Raw genomic sequence first — 16775 nt, forward strand, 5'->3', positions numbered from 1 at the left:
TATCATCAGCTTAAATAACAAAGATTTGCAAAAGCTTTAAAAATTTGAGCATCACAATTAAATAAAATTAGAAATACAAAATAATTGTTGGGCATTGGGCATTGGGCATTGGGAAAAGACAAGGAAGAAAGTTGTTCAATAATTCTCCCTTGTCCCCCTCATCTCCCTCATTTCCCCCTGCCTCCCCTGTTCCCTGCCCCCCTGCCCCCTGCTCCCTGCCCCTCTGCCTCTTTCTGTCATCAAACTTAGAAAACTTAATAATAAAAAGCACGACAGGGGGTAAAGACCCTTAAAATAATCAGGATTTGTATTCTCGTACTCCAAGGCAACGACTATGCCCCGCCGTGATGACCTCCGGAAGATTCTACTGTTAGGCTCTGGCCCAATTGTGATTGGACAAGCCTGTGAGTTTGACTACTCTGGCACTCAAGCCTGCAAAGCGCTCCGAGAAGAAGGCTATGAAGTGGTTTTGGTCAACTCCAACCCTGCAACGATTATGACCGACCCGGAAACGGCCGATCGCACTTACATTGAGCCGCTGACACCGGAATTGGTCGAAAAAGTCATCGAGAAAGAACGCCCCGATGCTTTACTACCAACGATGGGAGGGCAAACCGCCCTCAACCTCGCCGTTGCTTTAGCCAAAAATGGGGTGTTGGAAAAATACGGCGTTGAGTTAATCGGCGCTAAACTACCAGCCATTGAAAAAGCCGAAGATCGAAAACTTTTTGGTGAGGCAATGGCAAGGATTGGGGTAGCTGTGTGTCCCAGCGACACAGCCGAAACTTTGGAAGAAGCCAAAGCTGTTGCCCGCCAAATTGGTAGTTATCCCCTAATTATTCGTCCAGCTTTCACAATGGGTGGAAGCGGCGGCGGTATTGCCTATAACCAAGAAGAATTTGAAGAAATGGCACAGGTAGGTATAGATGCCAGCCCTGTTTCGCAAATTCTCATTGACCAGTCTTTACTCGGCTGGAAAGAATATGAGCTTGAAGTGATGCGTGACTTGGCAGATAACGTGGTGATTATCTGTTCCATCGAAAACCTTGACCCTATGGGCATTCACACCGGGGACTCAATTACCGTCGCTCCCGCGCAAACCCTCACTGATAAAGAATATCAAAGGCTGCGGGATATGGCAATTAAAATCATCCGCGAGATCGGTGTGGAAACTGGCGGTTCTAATATCCAGTTTGCCGTCAATCCGCTGAATGGTGATGTGGTTGTAATTGAGATGAACCCCCGCGTTTCCCGCAGTTCGGCTTTGTCTTCCAAAGCGACGGGTTTCCCTATCGCCAAGATGGCAGCAAAGCTAGCTGTGGGCTACACCTTGGATGAAATTAAAAATGACATCACCAAGAAAACTCCCGCATCCTTTGAGCCGACAATTGACTATGTGGTGACAAAAATTCCCCGCTTCGCCTTTGAAAAATTCCCCGGTTCCGACCCAGTACTGACAACTCAAATGAAGTCTGTCGGGGAAGCAATGGCTATTGGACGGACTTTCAACGAATCCTTCCAAAAGGCACTGCGATCGCTCGAAACAGGACGCGCTGGTTGGGGTTGTGACAAAGCCGAAAAATTGCCCAGTGGTGAACAAATCCGCGCCCAACTGCGGACACCTAACCCCGATCGCATTTTCGCCGTGCGTCATGCCTTGCAGCAAGGGATGACCATTGAGGAAATCTATGAACTCACTGGTATTGACCGATGGTTCTTGGATAAATTGCAACAACTGCTAGATGTCGAGAAATTCCTCAAGCGGACACCTTTACAGCAATTGACAAAAGAGCAACTCTATGAAGTGAAACGGGACGGATATAGCGATCGCCAAATTGCTTATGCCACCAAAACCACCGAAGATGAAGTTCGCGCTTACCGCAAGTCACTAGGGATTATCCCAGTTTACAAAACCGTAGATACCTGCGCGGCTGAGTTTGAAGCCTTTACGCCCTACTACTATTCTACCTACGAAGAAGAAACAGAAGTTTTGCCAGCAACTAAGCCCAAAGTTTTGATTTTGGGTGGTGGCCCCAACCGCATTGGACAGGGAATTGAGTTTGACTATTGTTGTTGTCACGCCGCTTATGCCTTGAAGGATGCGGGGTATGAGACGATTATGGTCAACTCGAACCCAGAGACAGTTTCGACAGACTACGATACTAGCGATCGCCTTTACTTTGAGCCTTTAACAAAAGAAGATGTCCTTAACATCATCGAAACTGAAAATCCAGTTGGGGTAATTATCCAGTTTGGCGGACAAACACCGCTAAAATTGGCTATCCCATTACAAGAGTTTCTTACCAATAACACTTCTGGACTGGTCACTAAAATTTGGGGTACATCGCCAGATTCCATCGATATGGCGGAAAACCGGGAACGGTTTGAAAAGATTCTCCAACAGTTAAATATTGCCCAACCGCCTAATGGGATTGCGCGGAGTTACGAAGATGCGCTGATTGTCGCCAAACGCATTGGCTATCCGGTGGTGGTGCGTCCCAGCTATGTGTTGGGGGGACGGGCGATGGAAATCGTTTATTCTGATGCTGAGTTGGAACGCTACATGACCTTTGCGGTACTAGTGGAACCAGAACATCCGATTTTGATTGATAAGTTTTTAGAAAACGCCATTGAAGTGGATGTTGATGCGATCGCCGATCACACAGGACGGGTAGTGATTGGTGGCATCATGGAACACATCGAGCAAGCAGGGATTCACTCAGGAGATTCTGCTTGTTCCTTACCTTCCATTTCCCTATCACCAGCAGTTCTCAATCAAATTCGCACGTGGACAGTGCAGCTAGCGCAAGCGTTGTCAGTTGTGGGGTTGATGAATATCCAATTTGCCGTTATCGGCGCAAGTAGCTATTCTCCCCAAGTTTACATTCTGGAAGCTAATCCCCGTGCCTCACGCACAGTACCCTTTGTATCTAAAGCAACGGGGGTACAGTTAGCAAAATTAGCATCCTTAATTATGTCGGGCAAAACCTTAGAGGAGCTAAATTTCACAGAGGAAATCATCCCCACACATATTGCAGTAAAAGAAGCTGTATTACCCTTTAATAAATTCCCAGGAACTGATACAATATTGGGCCCAGAAATGAGATCCACTGGTGAGGTAATGGGGATTGATAGCGACTTTGGCCGGGCCTTTGCCAAAGCGGAATTGGGTGCTGGGGAGCGTTTACCACTGACGGGAACTGTATTTGTATCAATGAGCGATCGCGATAAAGCTGCTGCAAGTGGTGTGGTGAAGGAATTTATCGATTTGGGCTTTACAGTGATGGCTACCCTTGGTACACGCCGAGTTCTTCTGGAACAGGGGCTAAATATTGAATTAGTCCTAAAACTCCATGAAGGTCGTCCCCACGTCCTAGATGCAATCAAAAATCAAAAAATCCAACTTATTATCAACACACCTTCCGGGGAAGAAGCTCAGACTGATGCTAGGTTAATCCGCCGCACAGCCTTAGCCTACAAAATTCCCATCATTACTACCATTGCCGGCGCGAAAGCTACCGTCGCCGCCATCCGTTCCTTACAAAATACGACTTTGGACGTAAAAACCATCCAAGAGTACTGCGCGATTGTGAGGGAGTAGGGAATAGGGAGTAGGGAGTAGGGAATAGGGAGTAGGGAATAGGGAGTAGGGATTGGCGACTAAGGGTTGGGACTAGAACAAAGTTTTTCAAATACCCAGTCCCCAGTCCCCAATGCCCAATGCCCAATGCCCAATGCCCAATGCCCAATGCCCAATGCCCAATGCCCAAGAAAATTAAGTAATTGTTATAAGAGAATGACTATAGTTCTCATTGAGATACTTTAACAAATATGAGGAAAATTATTTTAACTAGATAATTTCTTAAATTGACTTTTAGTCAGCCTTAAGATAGAGGGCGACGTTGCATGAACTGGAACAACCAGGAAATTTAATGTCGCCATCTAGCCAAAACATTCTCATAAATGTTACAATTATTAACAAGGCTCCAATAGAAAAATGTTTAAAAAGCGACCTTTTATCTAACTGTAGATACTTGTGAAAAATAGGAAATAACTGTAGTTTTAGCAGTTAAGAAGCCTAAATTTGATTATTATGAGCAGCCGAGTTTCTCGGGCGCGTAAGTTGCAAACCATAGCATGGGTTCCCAGCCAGACTGGGTAGCACCCTAATAAATAAAGCATCTATCCGTTAATGACCCTACCGCCAACCCCATCATTACCAAAGAGTAGCGCCATGAAGACCGCTCAGACAGCCACAGACCTCGTGCGGACTTACCTGCGTGAGATTGGCCGTGTGCCACTCTTAACCCACGAGGAAGAGATTTTCTATGGTAAACAAGTGCAACGTTCCTGCGCTTTGCACGAATCAAGGGAAAGTCTTGCCACCCAGCTAGACCGTCAACCGACTCTAGAAGAGTGGGCCAAAGCGACAAACCTAGAACCAACAGAATTGAACGAAGCGATCGCAGATGGCGAAATTGCCAAGCGCAAGATGGTAGAAGCCAATTTGCGGCTGGTAGTGTCCGTTGCTAAAAAATACATCAAGCGCAACGTCGATTTACTGGACTTGATCCAAGAAGGTAGTATTGGTATGCAACGGGGCGTAGAAAAGTTTGACCCTACCAAAGGATATAGATTTTCTACTTATGCCTATTGGTGGATTCGGCAAGCTATAACTCGTGCTATTGCCGAAAAAGCTCGCACCATTCGGCTGCCTATCCATATTACTGAAAAATTAAATAAGATTAAAAAAGCACAGCGTCAATTGTCTCAAAAATTGGGACGCGCTCCTACAGCTGGTGAGCTAGCTGAAGAATTGGAATTGACCCCCAAACAAGTCCGAGAGTATCTAGAAAAGGCGCGTTTGCCTCTTTCCTTGGATTTGCGGCTGGGTGATAACTACGATACCGAACTTGGAGAAATGCTGGAAGATCCAGGAGCATCTCCCGAAGAGTTTGTCATGCAATCTTCCCTATCTTATGACTTAGACCGCCTAATGGGTGATCTAACGCCACAACAAAGGGAAGTAATCACGCTACGCTTTGGCTTAACTGATGGGCAAGCGCTGACTCTGGCTAGAATTGGCGAAATACTAAACATCAGCCGAGAACGAGTTAGGCAAATTGAGCGCGAAGCCTTAACCAAACTTCGCAAATCTAAAGCCAACATGGATGAATATTTGGCAAGTTAGTCATTAGTCATTAGTCCTTTGTTATTAGTTATTTACAAAGGACGAGTGACCAATCACTAATGAGCGATGGGTGAGAAAATACGCTGACTTTGGTACGGTTACACCTACTTCCACTCTCAAGCTAGGCTGTTACATTAGTTGACAGGAAGACAAAATAACTAAGTCAAATCCAAAACAGGCATTTAATATTCAAATCACAAGCACCGCAGCCAGTAGTGGTAGTTAAGGAGCTAAAAAATGAGTAACCCATCCAATCGTGTCTCAGAGTTTTTTAATAGCGAATCAGAAACTAACGATTTACTATGGCAGTACGTTAAATCGTTGAGTCCAGAGACAGTTACCCAGCTATCTAAACCCACATCTGCTGAAGTATTTCAGGTGATGGAACGAAATATTACAGGACTATTGGGTAATTTACCTTCAGAACACTTTGGCATCACCGTAAGCACCAGTCGGGAAAGTCTAGGTCGGCTTCTGGCTTCTGCTATGATTAGTGGTTATTTTTTACGTAACGCTGAACAGAGAATGAATTTTGAAATTGCCCTACAAGGGGCTGAAACCAACAACAGCGAAACTGACTAGAAATGTAAAATTTGGGAAACTTAATATTATTGGGCTGATAGCTCATCACAATCGCGGCGATAGGAATTGAAAATAAGCCTCTGTGAAATCTTCGCCGCTAATTCCCAATCATGCATCAACTAATTTTTTTAATATCCAAAATAGTTACAAATTGAGGTTGAAGTTTAAACCATAGGCACTTCTCTACGAGACGCTACGCGTAGCTTGTTTCCCCGTAGGGGTACGCCTTCCTACAGGGTAGGAATGCAGAGGCTAGCGCGGAGTTTATAAATGATTAATATACATTTGTGGATAAACTAACAGCAGTAGACTAACTTCGCAATAAATCTAAACTCGGCAGAGTTACAACTAGTCTGCCGAGTTTTGTTATTAGTCAATAATTCTTCCCTACTCCCCACTCCCTATTTCCCCAATCAACTATGAGTGAAACCAGTTCTTTCCCACCCCACAAAATTATTGGTGTTGCAGTAATTTGGAATGACCAAAAGCAAATTTTAATCGATCGTCGTCGTCCAGAGGGAGGGATGGGTGGTTTGTGGGAATTTCCTGGTGGTAAAATTGAGCCTGGTGAAACTATCCAAGAATGTATTCAACGGGAAATTTCTGAAGAACTGGGAATAGTAATTGAAGTGGGAGAGCATCTGATTACTATTGACCACAGCTATACAAACTTGCGTGTTACCCTCACAGTACATCACTGCCGCCATCTTACAGGTGTTCCCCAACCTTTGGAATCCGATGAAATTCGCTGGGTAACTTTGGAAGAACTGGAGCAGTTTACTTTTCCGAAAGCAAATACTCAAATTATTGCTGTCTTAAAAGGGAGTCAGGGCTAGGAAAGAAGCAAAGGGAGCGGTAGAACCATAATTAACGCCGTGTGCGACTTTCTCTCAGACCTAACCCCCAACCCCTTCCCTACAAGGGAAGGGGAGCAAGAATCAAAGCCTCTCTCCGTTTCGGGGAGAGGTTTGGAGAGGGGTTTCAAGAACTAAGTCGCACATCGCGTTAATTCATAACCAATGCCTAATGACAAATGACCAATGACTAATGACTAATCCCGTAACAATCTATTAATTGCATCAGGTTGAGTCCCGCAATTTTCTACAATAGGCGCAGGGACTTTGATTAAAGTTATCAGTAAATAAATGCCTAAAACCGTTGCCGATGTGATGAGCCGCGATCCGATTGTCGTCCACGCGGAAACTCCACTGAAGGAAGCTATCCAAATTCTCGCAGAACGCCACATCAGCGGGCTACCTGTTGTGGATGATGTCGGGAAATTGGTTGGTATTATTTCGGAAACCGATTTGATGTGGCAAGAAACTGGTGTTACTCCACCGGCGTACATTATGTTTCTTGATAGTGTTATCTATTTAAAAAACCCTGCTACCTATGAACGTGATTTGCACAAGGCACTAGGGCAAACTGTTGGGGAAGTGATGAGTAAAAACCCGATCGCTATTTCCCCTGATAAAACTTTAAAAGAAGCAGCTACAATCATGCACGATCGCAGCGTTCACCGCTTGCCAGTACTTGAGGGCACTGGTCAAGTGATTGGTATCCTCACTCGTGGTGATATTATTCGGGCTATGGCAGCTAGTCAAGATTAGTCAGTTGTCATTAGTCATTGGTCATTAGTCATTTGTCAAGAGTTTTTAACACTTAACTGTTGACTTTTGACTGTTTTTTACAGCTTTGAAAATCAAGGATAACTAAATGAGTATTACTCCGGAGTCTGTTAAGCAATTGCTCAGTTCTGAGGATTTAGGCGATCGCTTACGTGCAGTAAATCAAATTCGCCAACTGGAACCTGCCATTGGCTTTGAATTAATTCAAAGTGCGATTGGCGATCGCAATTCCCGTGTCCGTTACTCAGCGGTGAGTCAAATGGATACACTCGGAACGCAGGATTTACAGTTATCCTTGGATATCTTGCGCGATCGCTTGCTTAATGACTCCGAAGTAGATGTACAAGCAGCAGCAGCAGACTGTTTGGGCGCTCTGAAGTTACGTGAAGCTTTTGAAGATTTGCAGCAACTTTATCATACAACCGGTGAATGGCTCATACAATTCAGTATCATTGCTACATTAGGAGAATTAGGCGATCCACGAGCCTTTGAACTACTCAAAGAGGCACTCTCATCAGAAAACGAATTAGTCCAAACTGCTGCTATTAGTTCTTTGGGTGACTTGGGAGATGTACAAGCAGTTCCGCTGTTGGCTCCCTATGCTACCAATCCAGATTGGCAAATTCGTTATAGACTTGTACAAGCCTTGGCTCGTTTGGGTAATGCAGAAGCCAAATCTATCTTAGAAACTTTGGCTAATGATGAAGTAGATGCGATCGCCAATGAAGCGAAACAATCTTTGCAATCAGTTTAAGTTTATCTAAGGTTAAGAAAATTCACCCTTAAATAGATTTGTCTTACAGGATAAAAAAATTCGACCTGGTTGGTAAATTTTGCATTCCAGCCAGGTCGAATTGATAAATTAGAGTTACTTTTAGCAACTAAAAGTAACTTTTTTTATATTCAGGATATGTCTATTTAACGAAACTTTTGCGGCGGCGAGACATAACCATTACTCCACCTACTGCACCCAAGCCTAATAAAGCCGCTGGTTCAGGAACAGTAGCAAATGTACCACCAGAAAAACTTAAATTACTAATTGAACCACCACCGGTGAGTATTGTATTTACGCTAGCAACACTCGTATTGTTGACTTGGAAAGTTAAGTTTCCTCCTCCATTAGATATTTCCCCAGTTGCACTGGTAAAAAATCCGAAAAGTGCAACATCTATACCAACATTAAGACCGCTTTCATTTAGCTTGTAGCTAGAAGATGTCAAAGTAAAAGTATTCAATCCATCTGTTATGGAACTAGTATTCTCTCCAGGTAAAATGAAACCAGGATAAGTAAGAGAGCCAAAGTCAATAAATGGATTGTCTGCAACTTTTGATGAAAATGAGATGATGTTACCTATGTTGCCTGAGTTAAACGCTGAAAAGTTTCCTGTTGTAGAATCAATTCCAATTGGAGTGATTGGCTGAGGAGTAAAAGTTAGCGCATCTTGAGAAAATGTGATTTGGCTACTACCAGAGGGAGCAGTAAAGCCACCCTTAAACTGAATCTCACCAATGAGTGCAGCAGCTTGTGCAGATCCAGCAGAGGTGAACAACCCAGCAGTAGCTAAGGGTAGTGCAGCAGTAATAGCTAAAGTTGCATTTAGTAATTTAGATTTAAAACCAATCATTGTTGTTTTAGGCTCCTAGTAATAACCGTAAGTCAGAGTAATGTCTTTACTTTTAATCTCAGTAATTTATGAAAAATACTGTCAGTGAAAGCAAAAATTGCGTAATGCATTTCTTATCTCCATAAAATCACATAGACTTAGAGCCTGCAATATTTACTGAGTGGTCTTCATCACATCTTCAACGCATTACTATCCTTCATGAAATCTTAATTCCTTATATATCTGCGCTTTGTATATCTTTCATTTAACAAGCTTTAAATTGTTGGCAATAGCTCTGACTTGAAGAAAAGTGATTTACGTATAACGCTTTTAAAGTGCTTTTTGACACTTATCACTGCTCAACTATTTTTGAGATAAATCGAGTATGCAGTGTATCTATTGTCTTCAGTTACTAATCTTTAGTGAAATGGTTCCTCTCGGAGAATAATTAAAAGGAACCGCTGCATTTATTTAGTAGGACTTACGCAAAACTACATACGTTAGGGGCAATTCATGAATTGCCCCTAACGTCAAATCAGGGTTTTGGCTATTGTTTGCGTAAGTCCTATTTAGTATGGATAGCTAATTGTCTCAAATTGAATATTTGTAACAATTAGCTAAGTGCTAACTATTACCGCTGTTTTCAAAGGTGTCAGACCTTTGAAATGTTAAGAACCAAATACTTGTGGCCAAGTTGTCACAACGAAAACTACAACTGCTGCGATCGCTAACAACCCTTGAATCAAATTTCCAATCAAAGACCCGACTACAATTCCTATACCTGCTTTAACCGCCAACCCAAATTCACGACGGTAAAGATACTCACCAATAATTGCTCCCAAAAGCGGCCCTAGTAAAATTCCTAACAGCGGGCCCCCAAAAGGCAAAGTTGGTAATAGTCCCAAAAATCCCACCACCAAACCAACAATTGCGCCAATTTGCCCCCACTTACTAGCACCAGCTTGTTTTGCTCCCACATAGCTAGCTAAAAAATCCACTCCGACACTGAGGAATAAAACGACAATTGTCACAATTAGGGGAATCTTGATAGCTGCAAAGGAACTACTAACGATTCCCCAAACGATAATTGCAATTAAAATTAAGCTGCTACCGGGAATGGCTGGAACTACAGCACCAATAATACCCACAACCATTACAGCAACTAATAACCAATAAATAATTTGCATAGATCAATTGTAAATTTCCAAATTTCTCAGTATGGGCGCACATCTGCACGCACCTACTGTATATTCTATCTGGGCAAGATAGCGACAAATGCTTAGTACATAGTGTTACAACTTTGCCTAATACTTCTAAACTGCTATTTAAAAGCTCAAACCCCATGACGAGAAAAATATTAACTGGACTGATTTCAGAAGCCTACGAACACCCCTTTGATCGCAAAGCCCTGGCTTCTTTGCAAAATATGCCTGGTGTCTCCTTGCTACTCAAAAAAGTTAACGAATACGGCATTGATCGCTTACTCAGACTGCAAAGCCTTGGTAGTGAAATCAGAATTTCGCCCCGTAATTTTCCTGAATTACATCAAGCATTTGTAGAAACCTGCCAAATTCTTGATGTTGCTCCACTTCCTGAATTGTATCTCTTTCGAGGCACAGGTCATATTGAAACCTACATCGTTGGGGTGGAAAAATCCCTTGTCGGTATAAATTTAGATGCAATGGAGTGGCTTGACGCAGATGAGTTGCTTTACATTTTCGGACACGAAATCGCTCGCATCAAGAGTCAGCACATGGTTTATCATCAAATGGCAATTGTTATGCCAGCTTTAAAAAATTTGTTGAGCAGTGGCACACTGGGGGTAGGTGGCTTAGTAGCTGGTGGAATGGAACTAGGTTTGTATAATTGGCGGATGATGGCTAGGTTCACTGCTGATCGTGCTGCTTTACTGGCTTGTCAAGATATTGATGTAGCAATTACTACACTTATGAAACTCGGAGGTTTACCAGATGAGTATTTGACTACTGCTGTAATTGAAGATTTCCTTGTCCAAGCTCGTGAATTTGCATCTAATAGCTTTGATAATGTTGATAAAGTCACCAAAATATTAAGCTATACAGAATCAAGTCTTTCCTGGGTAGTTATGCGAGCTGGCGAGTTATTAAAATGGGTTGATTCAGGAGAATATAATAATTTAATTCAACAGACAAATTTAAAGACATCCGAAGAACCGGAAGAAAAGGAAGAAAAAGAAGAAAAGACACCAGAAGAAAAGGAAGGGTGGAATTTTTTGACTTCTTGGTGACTTAATAATTCGTAATTCGTAATGACGCTACAAAATCATGGGTTTTTGAGACGCGATAAATCGCCGTCTCTACAAGTGTTTATGTTTCCTAGTATAGTGAGGTACAGCTTAACCTCACCTTTATAAATCTGTGGTTTATGTCTCCTCTTCTTAGTAAGGAGAGGGGCTGGAGATGAGGTTTTGATGTGTACTTTATGTTTCTGGAAATCACTATAAAGTTGAGCTAAGAGTAACAGCTAATTTATCAGCAATTCCCGCAATCCAGTTTTCATCTTGTTTGGTGTAACTACGAGGAGCATTCGCTGCCAAAATTAGCGCACCTTGGTTGCCAATAGGTTGACAAATTACACCTTGAGTATTCTCTGGTAAATAATCAAATTCAAACCTACCTGGATATATTTTTAGAGCGACTAGATAAATCGGTTTTTGTTTTTCGAGTACCTGTTTTAAGATTACTCCTGGTACAACTTCAGACTTAGTACCCAGAATACCGCGACGCAACAAAACTTTACCTTGATAAAAAACCACAAGCGATCGCGTGACTGTATTAGTTAACAATAAATGAGATGCCCACGCTAGCTCTGTTTTTACTGTATCTGGTAAATCTGCTGCTAATACAAAACCTTCTTCTCCAATTAGTTCTACAATATCAGGCGATCGCGGCTGAACTTGCTGCCAAATTAAACCTGTCAAAATTAACACCGCACTCAAAATCACGCCCACCACATCACCACGCGATTGAGACTGAGTTAATTCTGGTGTCAATAAACGGTTAATCAGCAAAAGCACAGCGCCTAGCCCACCCACGACAATGGGTAGACGCCGCAAAACTCGATTGTCATTTGTCATTTGTCATTTGTCATTTGTCATTGGGCATGGGGCATTGGACAATAATTAAAGTTCTTCTCCCCCTGCTTCCCTTACTTCCCCTGCTCCCTGCTCCCTGCCCCCTGCCTCATCTCCTCACTCCTCCCCTGGTTCAATAATCCGCTGGAAAAGATAACCAGTACCCCGCGCTGTAAGAATCAATTCCGGGTTACTGGGATCGTCTTCTAACTTTGCCCGCAAACGGGATATATGTACATCTACTACGCGGGTATCCACATGACGTTCTGGTGTATAACCCCAAACTTCCTGCAAAATTTCCGAACGAGAAAAAGCTTCTCCAGAGCGACTGACTAACAACTCTAACAAGCTGAACTCCATACCCGTCAATCGAATTCGCTCATCGCCTTTGTAGACTTGTCGCTTATTCGTATCGATTTTAATATTAGCGACATGGATTACCCCAGAACTGGGAATGCCAGAAGCACCGTTTTTATCTACCCGCCGCAGCACTGAGCGAATCCGGGCTTCTAGCTCCTTGGGGGAAAATGGTTTAACTACGTAGTCATCAGCACCCAATTCTAGACCGGTGATCCGATCAGCTACATCACCCAAGGCTGTTAGCATAATAATGGGGACATCTGATTCTTTTCGTAATTCTTGACATACACCATAGCCGTCTAGCTTTGGCATCATTACATCTAAAACTACCAGGTCAGGCTCAGTTTTGCGAAAAGTTTCCAAAGCTTCTTCCCCATCGCCAGCCGTCACTACATCGTAGCCAATCATGGAAAGACGCGTTTCCAAAATCCGGCGAATGCTGGCTTCGTCGTCTACCACCAAGATTTTTTCTTTATGGCTTTCCAAGTTTTTCAACGCTCCTTGACTAAAAATTTACATGATTAATTTTTAATACCATATTATTAAGATATCATTCCATCAATTGATTTGGAAAAAGCTCCAAATACTACTATTATTGGTTTTTAGTTTTTTTCAAGAATTAAGTAAATATTAAGATTATTTAATAAGATTTAAGAATGGCAAAGCCAAAAACCTTTTTCACTTGTAATGAATGTGGAGCAGAATCGCCCCAGTGGTTTGGTAAGTGTCCAGGTTGCGGTACTTACAACTCTCTAGAAGAACAAATTTCTATTCAATCCTCAGTAGATGTACCCAGTCGAGGGGGGGTAAGTAGTTGGCAATCCGCTCAAGGCAATGGCAAATCTCACAATAAACCAGCTAAAGCGCGAGCCTCTTTGACATTCGATCAAATTACCGATCGCCAAATTGCCCGCTGGGAGTCTGGTTATGGAGAATTAGATCGGGTGCTTGGGGGTGGGGTTGTCCCTGGCTCTATGGTGCTGATTGGTGGTGATCCGGGTATTGGTAAATCCACTTTATTGCTGCAAGTCTCTAATCAATTAGCACAGAAATATCGCATCCTTTACGTAACTGGTGAAGAATCGGGACAGCAGGTAAAATTACGAGCTTCTCGTTTAGGAGTATCAAAAACTCTAAGCGTGGTTAATGAGGAGAAGGTTGAAGTAGTAGTAGATACTACACTTCCTATAGACCCTGACAGTATAGGTGCAGATTTATATGTACTACCGGAAACAGATTTAGAAGAAATTTTACGGGAAATAGATTCTCTTAAGCCAAACGTGGCGGTGATTGATAGTATTCAAACGGTGTTCTTTCCGGCGCTGACTTCTGCACCAGGTTCGGTGGCTCAGGTACGGGAATGTACAGCAGCATTGATGAAGGTGGCGAAGCATGAAGATGTCACCATGCTCATTGTGGGGCACGTCACTAAAGAAGGAGCGATCGCTGGGCCAAAAGTTTTAGAACATTTAGTAGATACAGTGTTGTATTTTGAAGGCGATCGCTTTGCCTCTCATCGGTTATTACGCACAGTGAAAAACCGCTTTGGCGCAACTCACGAAATCGGCATTTTTGAAATGGTTGCAGATGGATTGCGGGAAGTCTCCAATCCCTCAGAGCTATTTTTAGGCAACCGTGACGATCCTGCTCCTGGTACTGCCATTGTTGTTGCTTGTGAAGGCACTCGCCCCATCGTTGTGGAATTGCAAGCTTTGGTTAGTCCCACCAGTTACCCTTCCCCTCGTCGTGCTGCTACTGGTATAGATTACAACCGCCTGGTGCAAATTCTCGCCGTCTTAGAAAAACGGGTGGGAATTCCCATGTCCAAGCTAGATTCCTACGTTGCTTCTGCGGGTGGGTTGAATGTGGAAGAACCGGCGGTAGATTTGGGAATTGCGATCGCAATTGTTGCCAGTTTCCGCGATCGCATCGTCGATCCCGGTACAGTATTAATCGGTGAAGTTGGGTTAGGCGGACAAGTGCGATCGGTTTCCCAAATGGAACTGCGATTGAAAGAAGCTGCTAAGTTGGGATTTAAACGAGCGATCGTCCCCAAAGGGACAAAATTTCCCGACTTGAATATTGAGATATTACCAGTATCTAAAGTAATAGATGCAATTATCGCCGCAATTCCCCATCAAGAACTGACAGCAGACGATTTAGAACCCGATGAAGATGAATAACCAATAGCCAGTCTAGGTATTAGGGGCTGGGTATTAGGCATTGTCCCTAGGATGAAGCGCCGGAGTTAGTCAATCCGATTTTACTCGATTGGATTTTGGAGCGATCGCAGCAAAATTAGAGGCATAATTTACATCGAGCTAACTCAAAATTTTTTATAACGCATCATAATTGACAATTGATTCTTCTGCTGAAATAAGTTAAAGAGAAAATAGATGCTAAAAATAGCATCTATCTTTCTTAAGACTAGTCCCTGATTCCAATGCATTAATAGAATATAGGAGACGGCTTAAACTCTCTCATAACTTGATTTATCCTGAGCGAGTTATGTGAGTTTTGTACTATCCCAATTAATTGCAAAGTTGAAATCAAGAGATTATACAGTCTTTAGGCTTTGCTAATTTAGATCAGAAGAAGAGGCGTCTATAGAAGCGAGGTCTATAGAAGCGATGCCTACGCAAAGGAACTATGTAAAAACCATATCTTCCCCCAGATAAAAGTTCCTGTTCTTCTGTGGATAACTCTACAAGTAAATCGTGTGTGATCATTTGATTTGACATGATTATTTGCCTCACTTTTGGATATAGGTTTTACACACCTGTCCATAAACAATTTAGGTGAGTAATACTTATGCTTTTACTTCTACATATTTTTTTTTAAAGATTCAACTATCCAAAAGTTATAAATTAATAAACTACATTTCTCTAGCAATTCTATTTGATTTATGAGAATTACAAATCGGAGATCCCTAATTTATTAAACAAGCAGAATATATTGTTGAATGCGTAATGATTAATTATAACTATTGTTAAAAATAGGTAGGCATCCATGATGACACAATATCTTCATGGATGCAAAATCACGGCTAAAGCCTTGTCTTGAGTTTTTCCCGGAAAAAATTTACTCGTTAAGTAGTCAAAACTACTTGCATCTGGAGCAATACGGTAACAGAAAGGTAAACACTAATCTTAGCAGTTTCCTTGCTTGTCTCTGGTCTGGTGATTTAGCGCCTTAACAAAACATAAGAAACTGCCAAACTATCTCAAAATCTGATTGATATTGAGCAAGTTATATGAGACTTATTCTGCACTAATTAATCTTTTCCTCCTCCGTTTTCTCCGTTGTTTTCATCCTTGGACTCAGGAAGTCCTCTAACAATGCCGAAAAGTTGAACAGGATACCTCTTTTCACCGTATCTTAAAACGCCCCTAGTTCTAATAAAGCCATTTTCCCCTCCAGATAGAAGCTGTTGTTCTTCTGTGGATAAGTCCACAAGTAAATCAGATTTCATGGTTTGAATCGACATAATTAATTACCTCACTTACTAATGTATAGATATTACAAACTATGCATCAACAATAGATTTCGTAATACCTATACTTTTATTTATAGCGAGAGTCTAAAAATATTAAACTATCCTAAAGTTAGAAAGATAAATAATAAATCTATAGCTTTTGATTTATGTTTAATCCTATCCCAGGTTGAATGATTTTTAATAATTAAACTACAAAATATCTAGTTTTTATTATGTGAACAATTTTACTTATTTATCAGTTTTTTAATGATTATCTTTTTTGGAGAGTTTTTTTCTTAATAGTTTTGTTTTAGCCTATAAAGTTTGATTGAAAAATCATTTGTTTATTTATATTAATATATATGTATATATAGCAAGAATAAATAATTTATGAGCAACAAAATCCCCGACTTATCAAAAAAGCCGGGGATCTGAGTTTGCAATTATCACAAATCAAATTTTAAATTCAAAAAGCTACAATTATGAAAATAGCTTATTTAAAATTTTACTTATATAATTCTGCCATCTATTTCCATCTGGGCTAAAAATTGGCAAGCCAAGTTTTATAGAAGAACCTATGGTAATCTGTGAAAAATTATATCTGGTGTTTTGTGAAGAGACATCAGCACCTCCCAGATTTAATGTGCTGTCTGCCGTGCTTTGGATATTAGTTTTCTGGAAGAAAAAATTCCCTTCACTTGGGTAATTTATACTTTGTCCAGCAGTTAGGCTTTGTTGTTCTTCTTCAGATAGATCCCTAAATAACTCAGGATTGTTGAATGTATAATCTTCAGACATGGTGTTATCTCCTCGCACTAAGCAA

Annotated in this window: 15 protein-coding genes; 8 read left to right on the plus strand and 7 right to left on the minus strand. The window is 41.8% G+C overall.

Annotated features, from left to right (window positions below; all coding sequences use genetic code 11):
* Window positions 1-334 precede the first annotated feature (334 nt).
* From carB to nblB, 6 genes are all read left to right on the plus strand, one after another.
* A complete protein-coding gene (gene carB / locus HUN01_RS20860) occupies window positions 335-3601 on the plus strand; it encodes a carbamoyl-phosphate synthase large subunit (protein WP_181927801.1) in 3267 nt (1088 codons plus the stop codon).
* Between the two features lie 633 nt (window positions 3602-4234).
* The gene (locus HUN01_RS20865) at window positions 4235-5191 is read left to right on the plus strand and encodes an RNA polymerase sigma factor, RpoD/SigA family (protein ID WP_069073418.1); all 957 of its coding nucleotides are present in this window, start codon (window positions 4235-4237) and stop codon (window positions 5189-5191) included.
* A 237-nt stretch (window positions 5192-5428) separates the two neighbouring features.
* A complete protein-coding gene (locus HUN01_RS20870) occupies window positions 5429-5773 on the plus strand; it encodes a DUF760 domain-containing protein (RefSeq protein ID WP_069073419.1) in 345 nt (114 codons plus the stop codon).
* 419 nt (window positions 5774-6192) lie between these two features.
* The gene (gene mutT, locus HUN01_RS20875; RefSeq protein ID WP_181927802.1) at window positions 6193-6609 is read left to right on the plus strand and encodes an 8-oxo-dGTP diphosphatase MutT; all 417 of its coding nucleotides are present in this window, start codon (window positions 6193-6195) and stop codon (window positions 6607-6609) included.
* A gap of 309 nt (window positions 6610-6918) precedes the next feature.
* Window positions 6919-7383 carry a CBS domain-containing protein gene (locus tag HUN01_RS20880; RefSeq protein ID WP_181927803.1) on the plus strand — a complete coding sequence of 155 codons (465 nt, stop codon included), beginning with the start codon at window positions 6919-6921 and terminating at the stop codon, window positions 7381-7383.
* Between the two features lie 106 nt (window positions 7384-7489).
* Entirely contained in the window at window positions 7490-8155 is a 666-nt protein-coding gene (nblB, locus tag HUN01_RS20885; RefSeq protein WP_181927804.1) for a phycobilisome degradation protein NblB, read from the plus strand.
* A 160-nt stretch (window positions 8156-8315) separates the two neighbouring features.
* Here nblB and HUN01_RS20890 read toward each other — a convergent pair whose 3' ends face one another.
* Window positions 8316-9026, minus strand: coding sequence for a PEP-CTERM sorting domain-containing protein (locus HUN01_RS20890; RefSeq protein ID WP_181927805.1), 711 nt, complete (start codon window positions 9024-9026; stop codon window positions 8316-8318).
* 647 nt (window positions 9027-9673) lie between these two features.
* Window positions 9674-10192 (minus strand): DUF456 domain-containing protein, encoded by a 519-nt coding sequence (locus HUN01_RS20895; RefSeq protein ID WP_181927806.1) that lies wholly within the window; start codon window positions 10190-10192, stop codon window positions 9674-9676.
* Window positions 10193-10347: 155 nt separating this feature from the next.
* On the opposite strand from HUN01_RS20895, the gene HUN01_RS20900 reads away from it, so the two are divergent.
* Window positions 10348-11271 carry a M48 family metallopeptidase gene (locus tag HUN01_RS20900; RefSeq protein ID WP_181927807.1) on the plus strand — a complete coding sequence of 308 codons (924 nt, stop codon included), beginning with the start codon at window positions 10348-10350 and terminating at the stop codon, window positions 11269-11271.
* A 210-nt stretch (window positions 11272-11481) separates the two neighbouring features.
* Here the strand turns inward: HUN01_RS20900 and HUN01_RS20905 are convergent, their stop codons facing one another.
* Both HUN01_RS20905 and rpaB read right to left on the minus strand, forming a co-directional pair.
* Entirely contained in the window at window positions 11482-12120 is a 639-nt protein-coding gene (locus tag HUN01_RS20905) for a cofactor assembly of complex C subunit B (protein ID WP_181927808.1), read from the minus strand.
* 114 nt (window positions 12121-12234) lie between these two features.
* A complete protein-coding gene (gene rpaB / locus HUN01_RS20910) occupies window positions 12235-12963 on the minus strand; it encodes a response regulator transcription factor RpaB (protein WP_012412029.1) in 729 nt (242 codons plus the stop codon).
* A 170-nt stretch (window positions 12964-13133) separates the two neighbouring features.
* Here rpaB and radA point away from each other — a divergent pair, with 170 nt between their 5' ends.
* Window positions 13134-14660 carry a DNA repair protein RadA gene (gene radA, locus HUN01_RS20915; RefSeq protein WP_181927809.1) on the plus strand — a complete coding sequence of 509 codons (1527 nt, stop codon included), beginning with the start codon at window positions 13134-13136 and terminating at the stop codon, window positions 14658-14660.
* Between the two features lie 405 nt (window positions 14661-15065).
* On the opposite strand, the gene HUN01_RS20920 is transcribed toward radA, so the two are convergent.
* The 3 genes from HUN01_RS20920 to HUN01_RS20930 all read right to left on the minus strand — a co-directional run bounded on the left by HUN01_RS20920 (window position 15066) and on the right by HUN01_RS20930 (window position 16750).
* Window positions 15066-15218, minus strand: coding sequence for a hypothetical protein (locus HUN01_RS20920; RefSeq protein ID WP_181927810.1), 153 nt, complete (start codon window positions 15216-15218; stop codon window positions 15066-15068).
* 533 nt (window positions 15219-15751) lie between these two features.
* Complete coding sequence (locus HUN01_RS20925; RefSeq protein WP_181927811.1) at window positions 15752-15964, minus strand: hypothetical protein; 213 nt, start codon at window positions 15962-15964, stop codon at window positions 15752-15754.
* A 468-nt stretch (window positions 15965-16432) separates the two neighbouring features.
* Window positions 16433-16750 carry a hypothetical protein gene (locus HUN01_RS20930; protein ID WP_181927812.1) on the minus strand — a complete coding sequence of 106 codons (318 nt, stop codon included), beginning with the start codon at window positions 16748-16750 and terminating at the stop codon, window positions 16433-16435.
* Window positions 16751-16775: the final 25 nt, after the last annotated feature.

The sequence above is a fragment of the Nostoc edaphicum CCNP1411 genome, assembly GCF_014023275.1.
GTDB lineage: Bacteria > Cyanobacteriota > Cyanobacteriia > Cyanobacteriales > Nostocaceae > Nostoc > Nostoc edaphicum_A.

Coding starts and splice junctions, on each gene's coding strand:
- carB (WP_181927801.1), top strand. CDS start 335: ATGCCCCGCCGTGATGACCTCCGGAAGATTCTACTGTTAGGCTCTGGC.
- HUN01_RS20865 (WP_069073418.1), top strand. CDS start 4,235: ATGAAGACCGCTCAGACAGCCACAGACCTCGTGCGGACTTACCTGCGT.
- HUN01_RS20870 (WP_069073419.1), top strand. CDS start 5,429: ATGAGTAACCCATCCAATCGTGTCTCAGAGTTTTTTAATAGCGAATCA.
- mutT (WP_181927802.1), top strand. CDS start 6,193: ATGAGTGAAACCAGTTCTTTCCCACCCCACAAAATTATTGGTGTTGCA.
- HUN01_RS20880 (WP_181927803.1), top strand. CDS start 6,919: ATGCCTAAAACCGTTGCCGATGTGATGAGCCGCGATCCGATTGTCGTC.
- nblB (WP_181927804.1), top strand. CDS start 7,490: ATGAGTATTACTCCGGAGTCTGTTAAGCAATTGCTCAGTTCTGAGGAT.
- HUN01_RS20890 (WP_181927805.1), bottom strand. CDS start 9,026: ATGATTGGTTTTAAATCTAAATTACTAAATGCAACTTTAGCTATTACT.
- HUN01_RS20895 (WP_181927806.1), bottom strand. CDS start 10,192: ATGCAAATTATTTATTGGTTATTAGTTGCTGTAATGGTTGTGGGTATT.
- HUN01_RS20900 (WP_181927807.1), top strand. CDS start 10,348: ATGACGAGAAAAATATTAACTGGACTGATTTCAGAAGCCTACGAACAC.
- HUN01_RS20905 (WP_181927808.1), bottom strand. CDS start 12,120: ATGACAAATGACAATCGAGTTTTGCGGCGTCTACCCATTGTCGTGGGT.
- radA (WP_181927809.1), top strand. CDS start 13,134: ATGGCAAAGCCAAAAACCTTTTTCACTTGTAATGAATGTGGAGCAGAA.
- HUN01_RS20920 (WP_181927810.1), bottom strand. CDS start 15,218: ATGTCAAATCAAATGATCACACACGATTTACTTGTAGAGTTATCCACA.
- HUN01_RS20925 (WP_181927811.1), bottom strand. CDS start 15,964: ATGTCGATTCAAACCATGAAATCTGATTTACTTGTGGACTTATCCACA.
- HUN01_RS20930 (WP_181927812.1), bottom strand. CDS start 16,750: ATGTCTGAAGATTATACATTCAACAATCCTGAGTTATTTAGGGATCTA.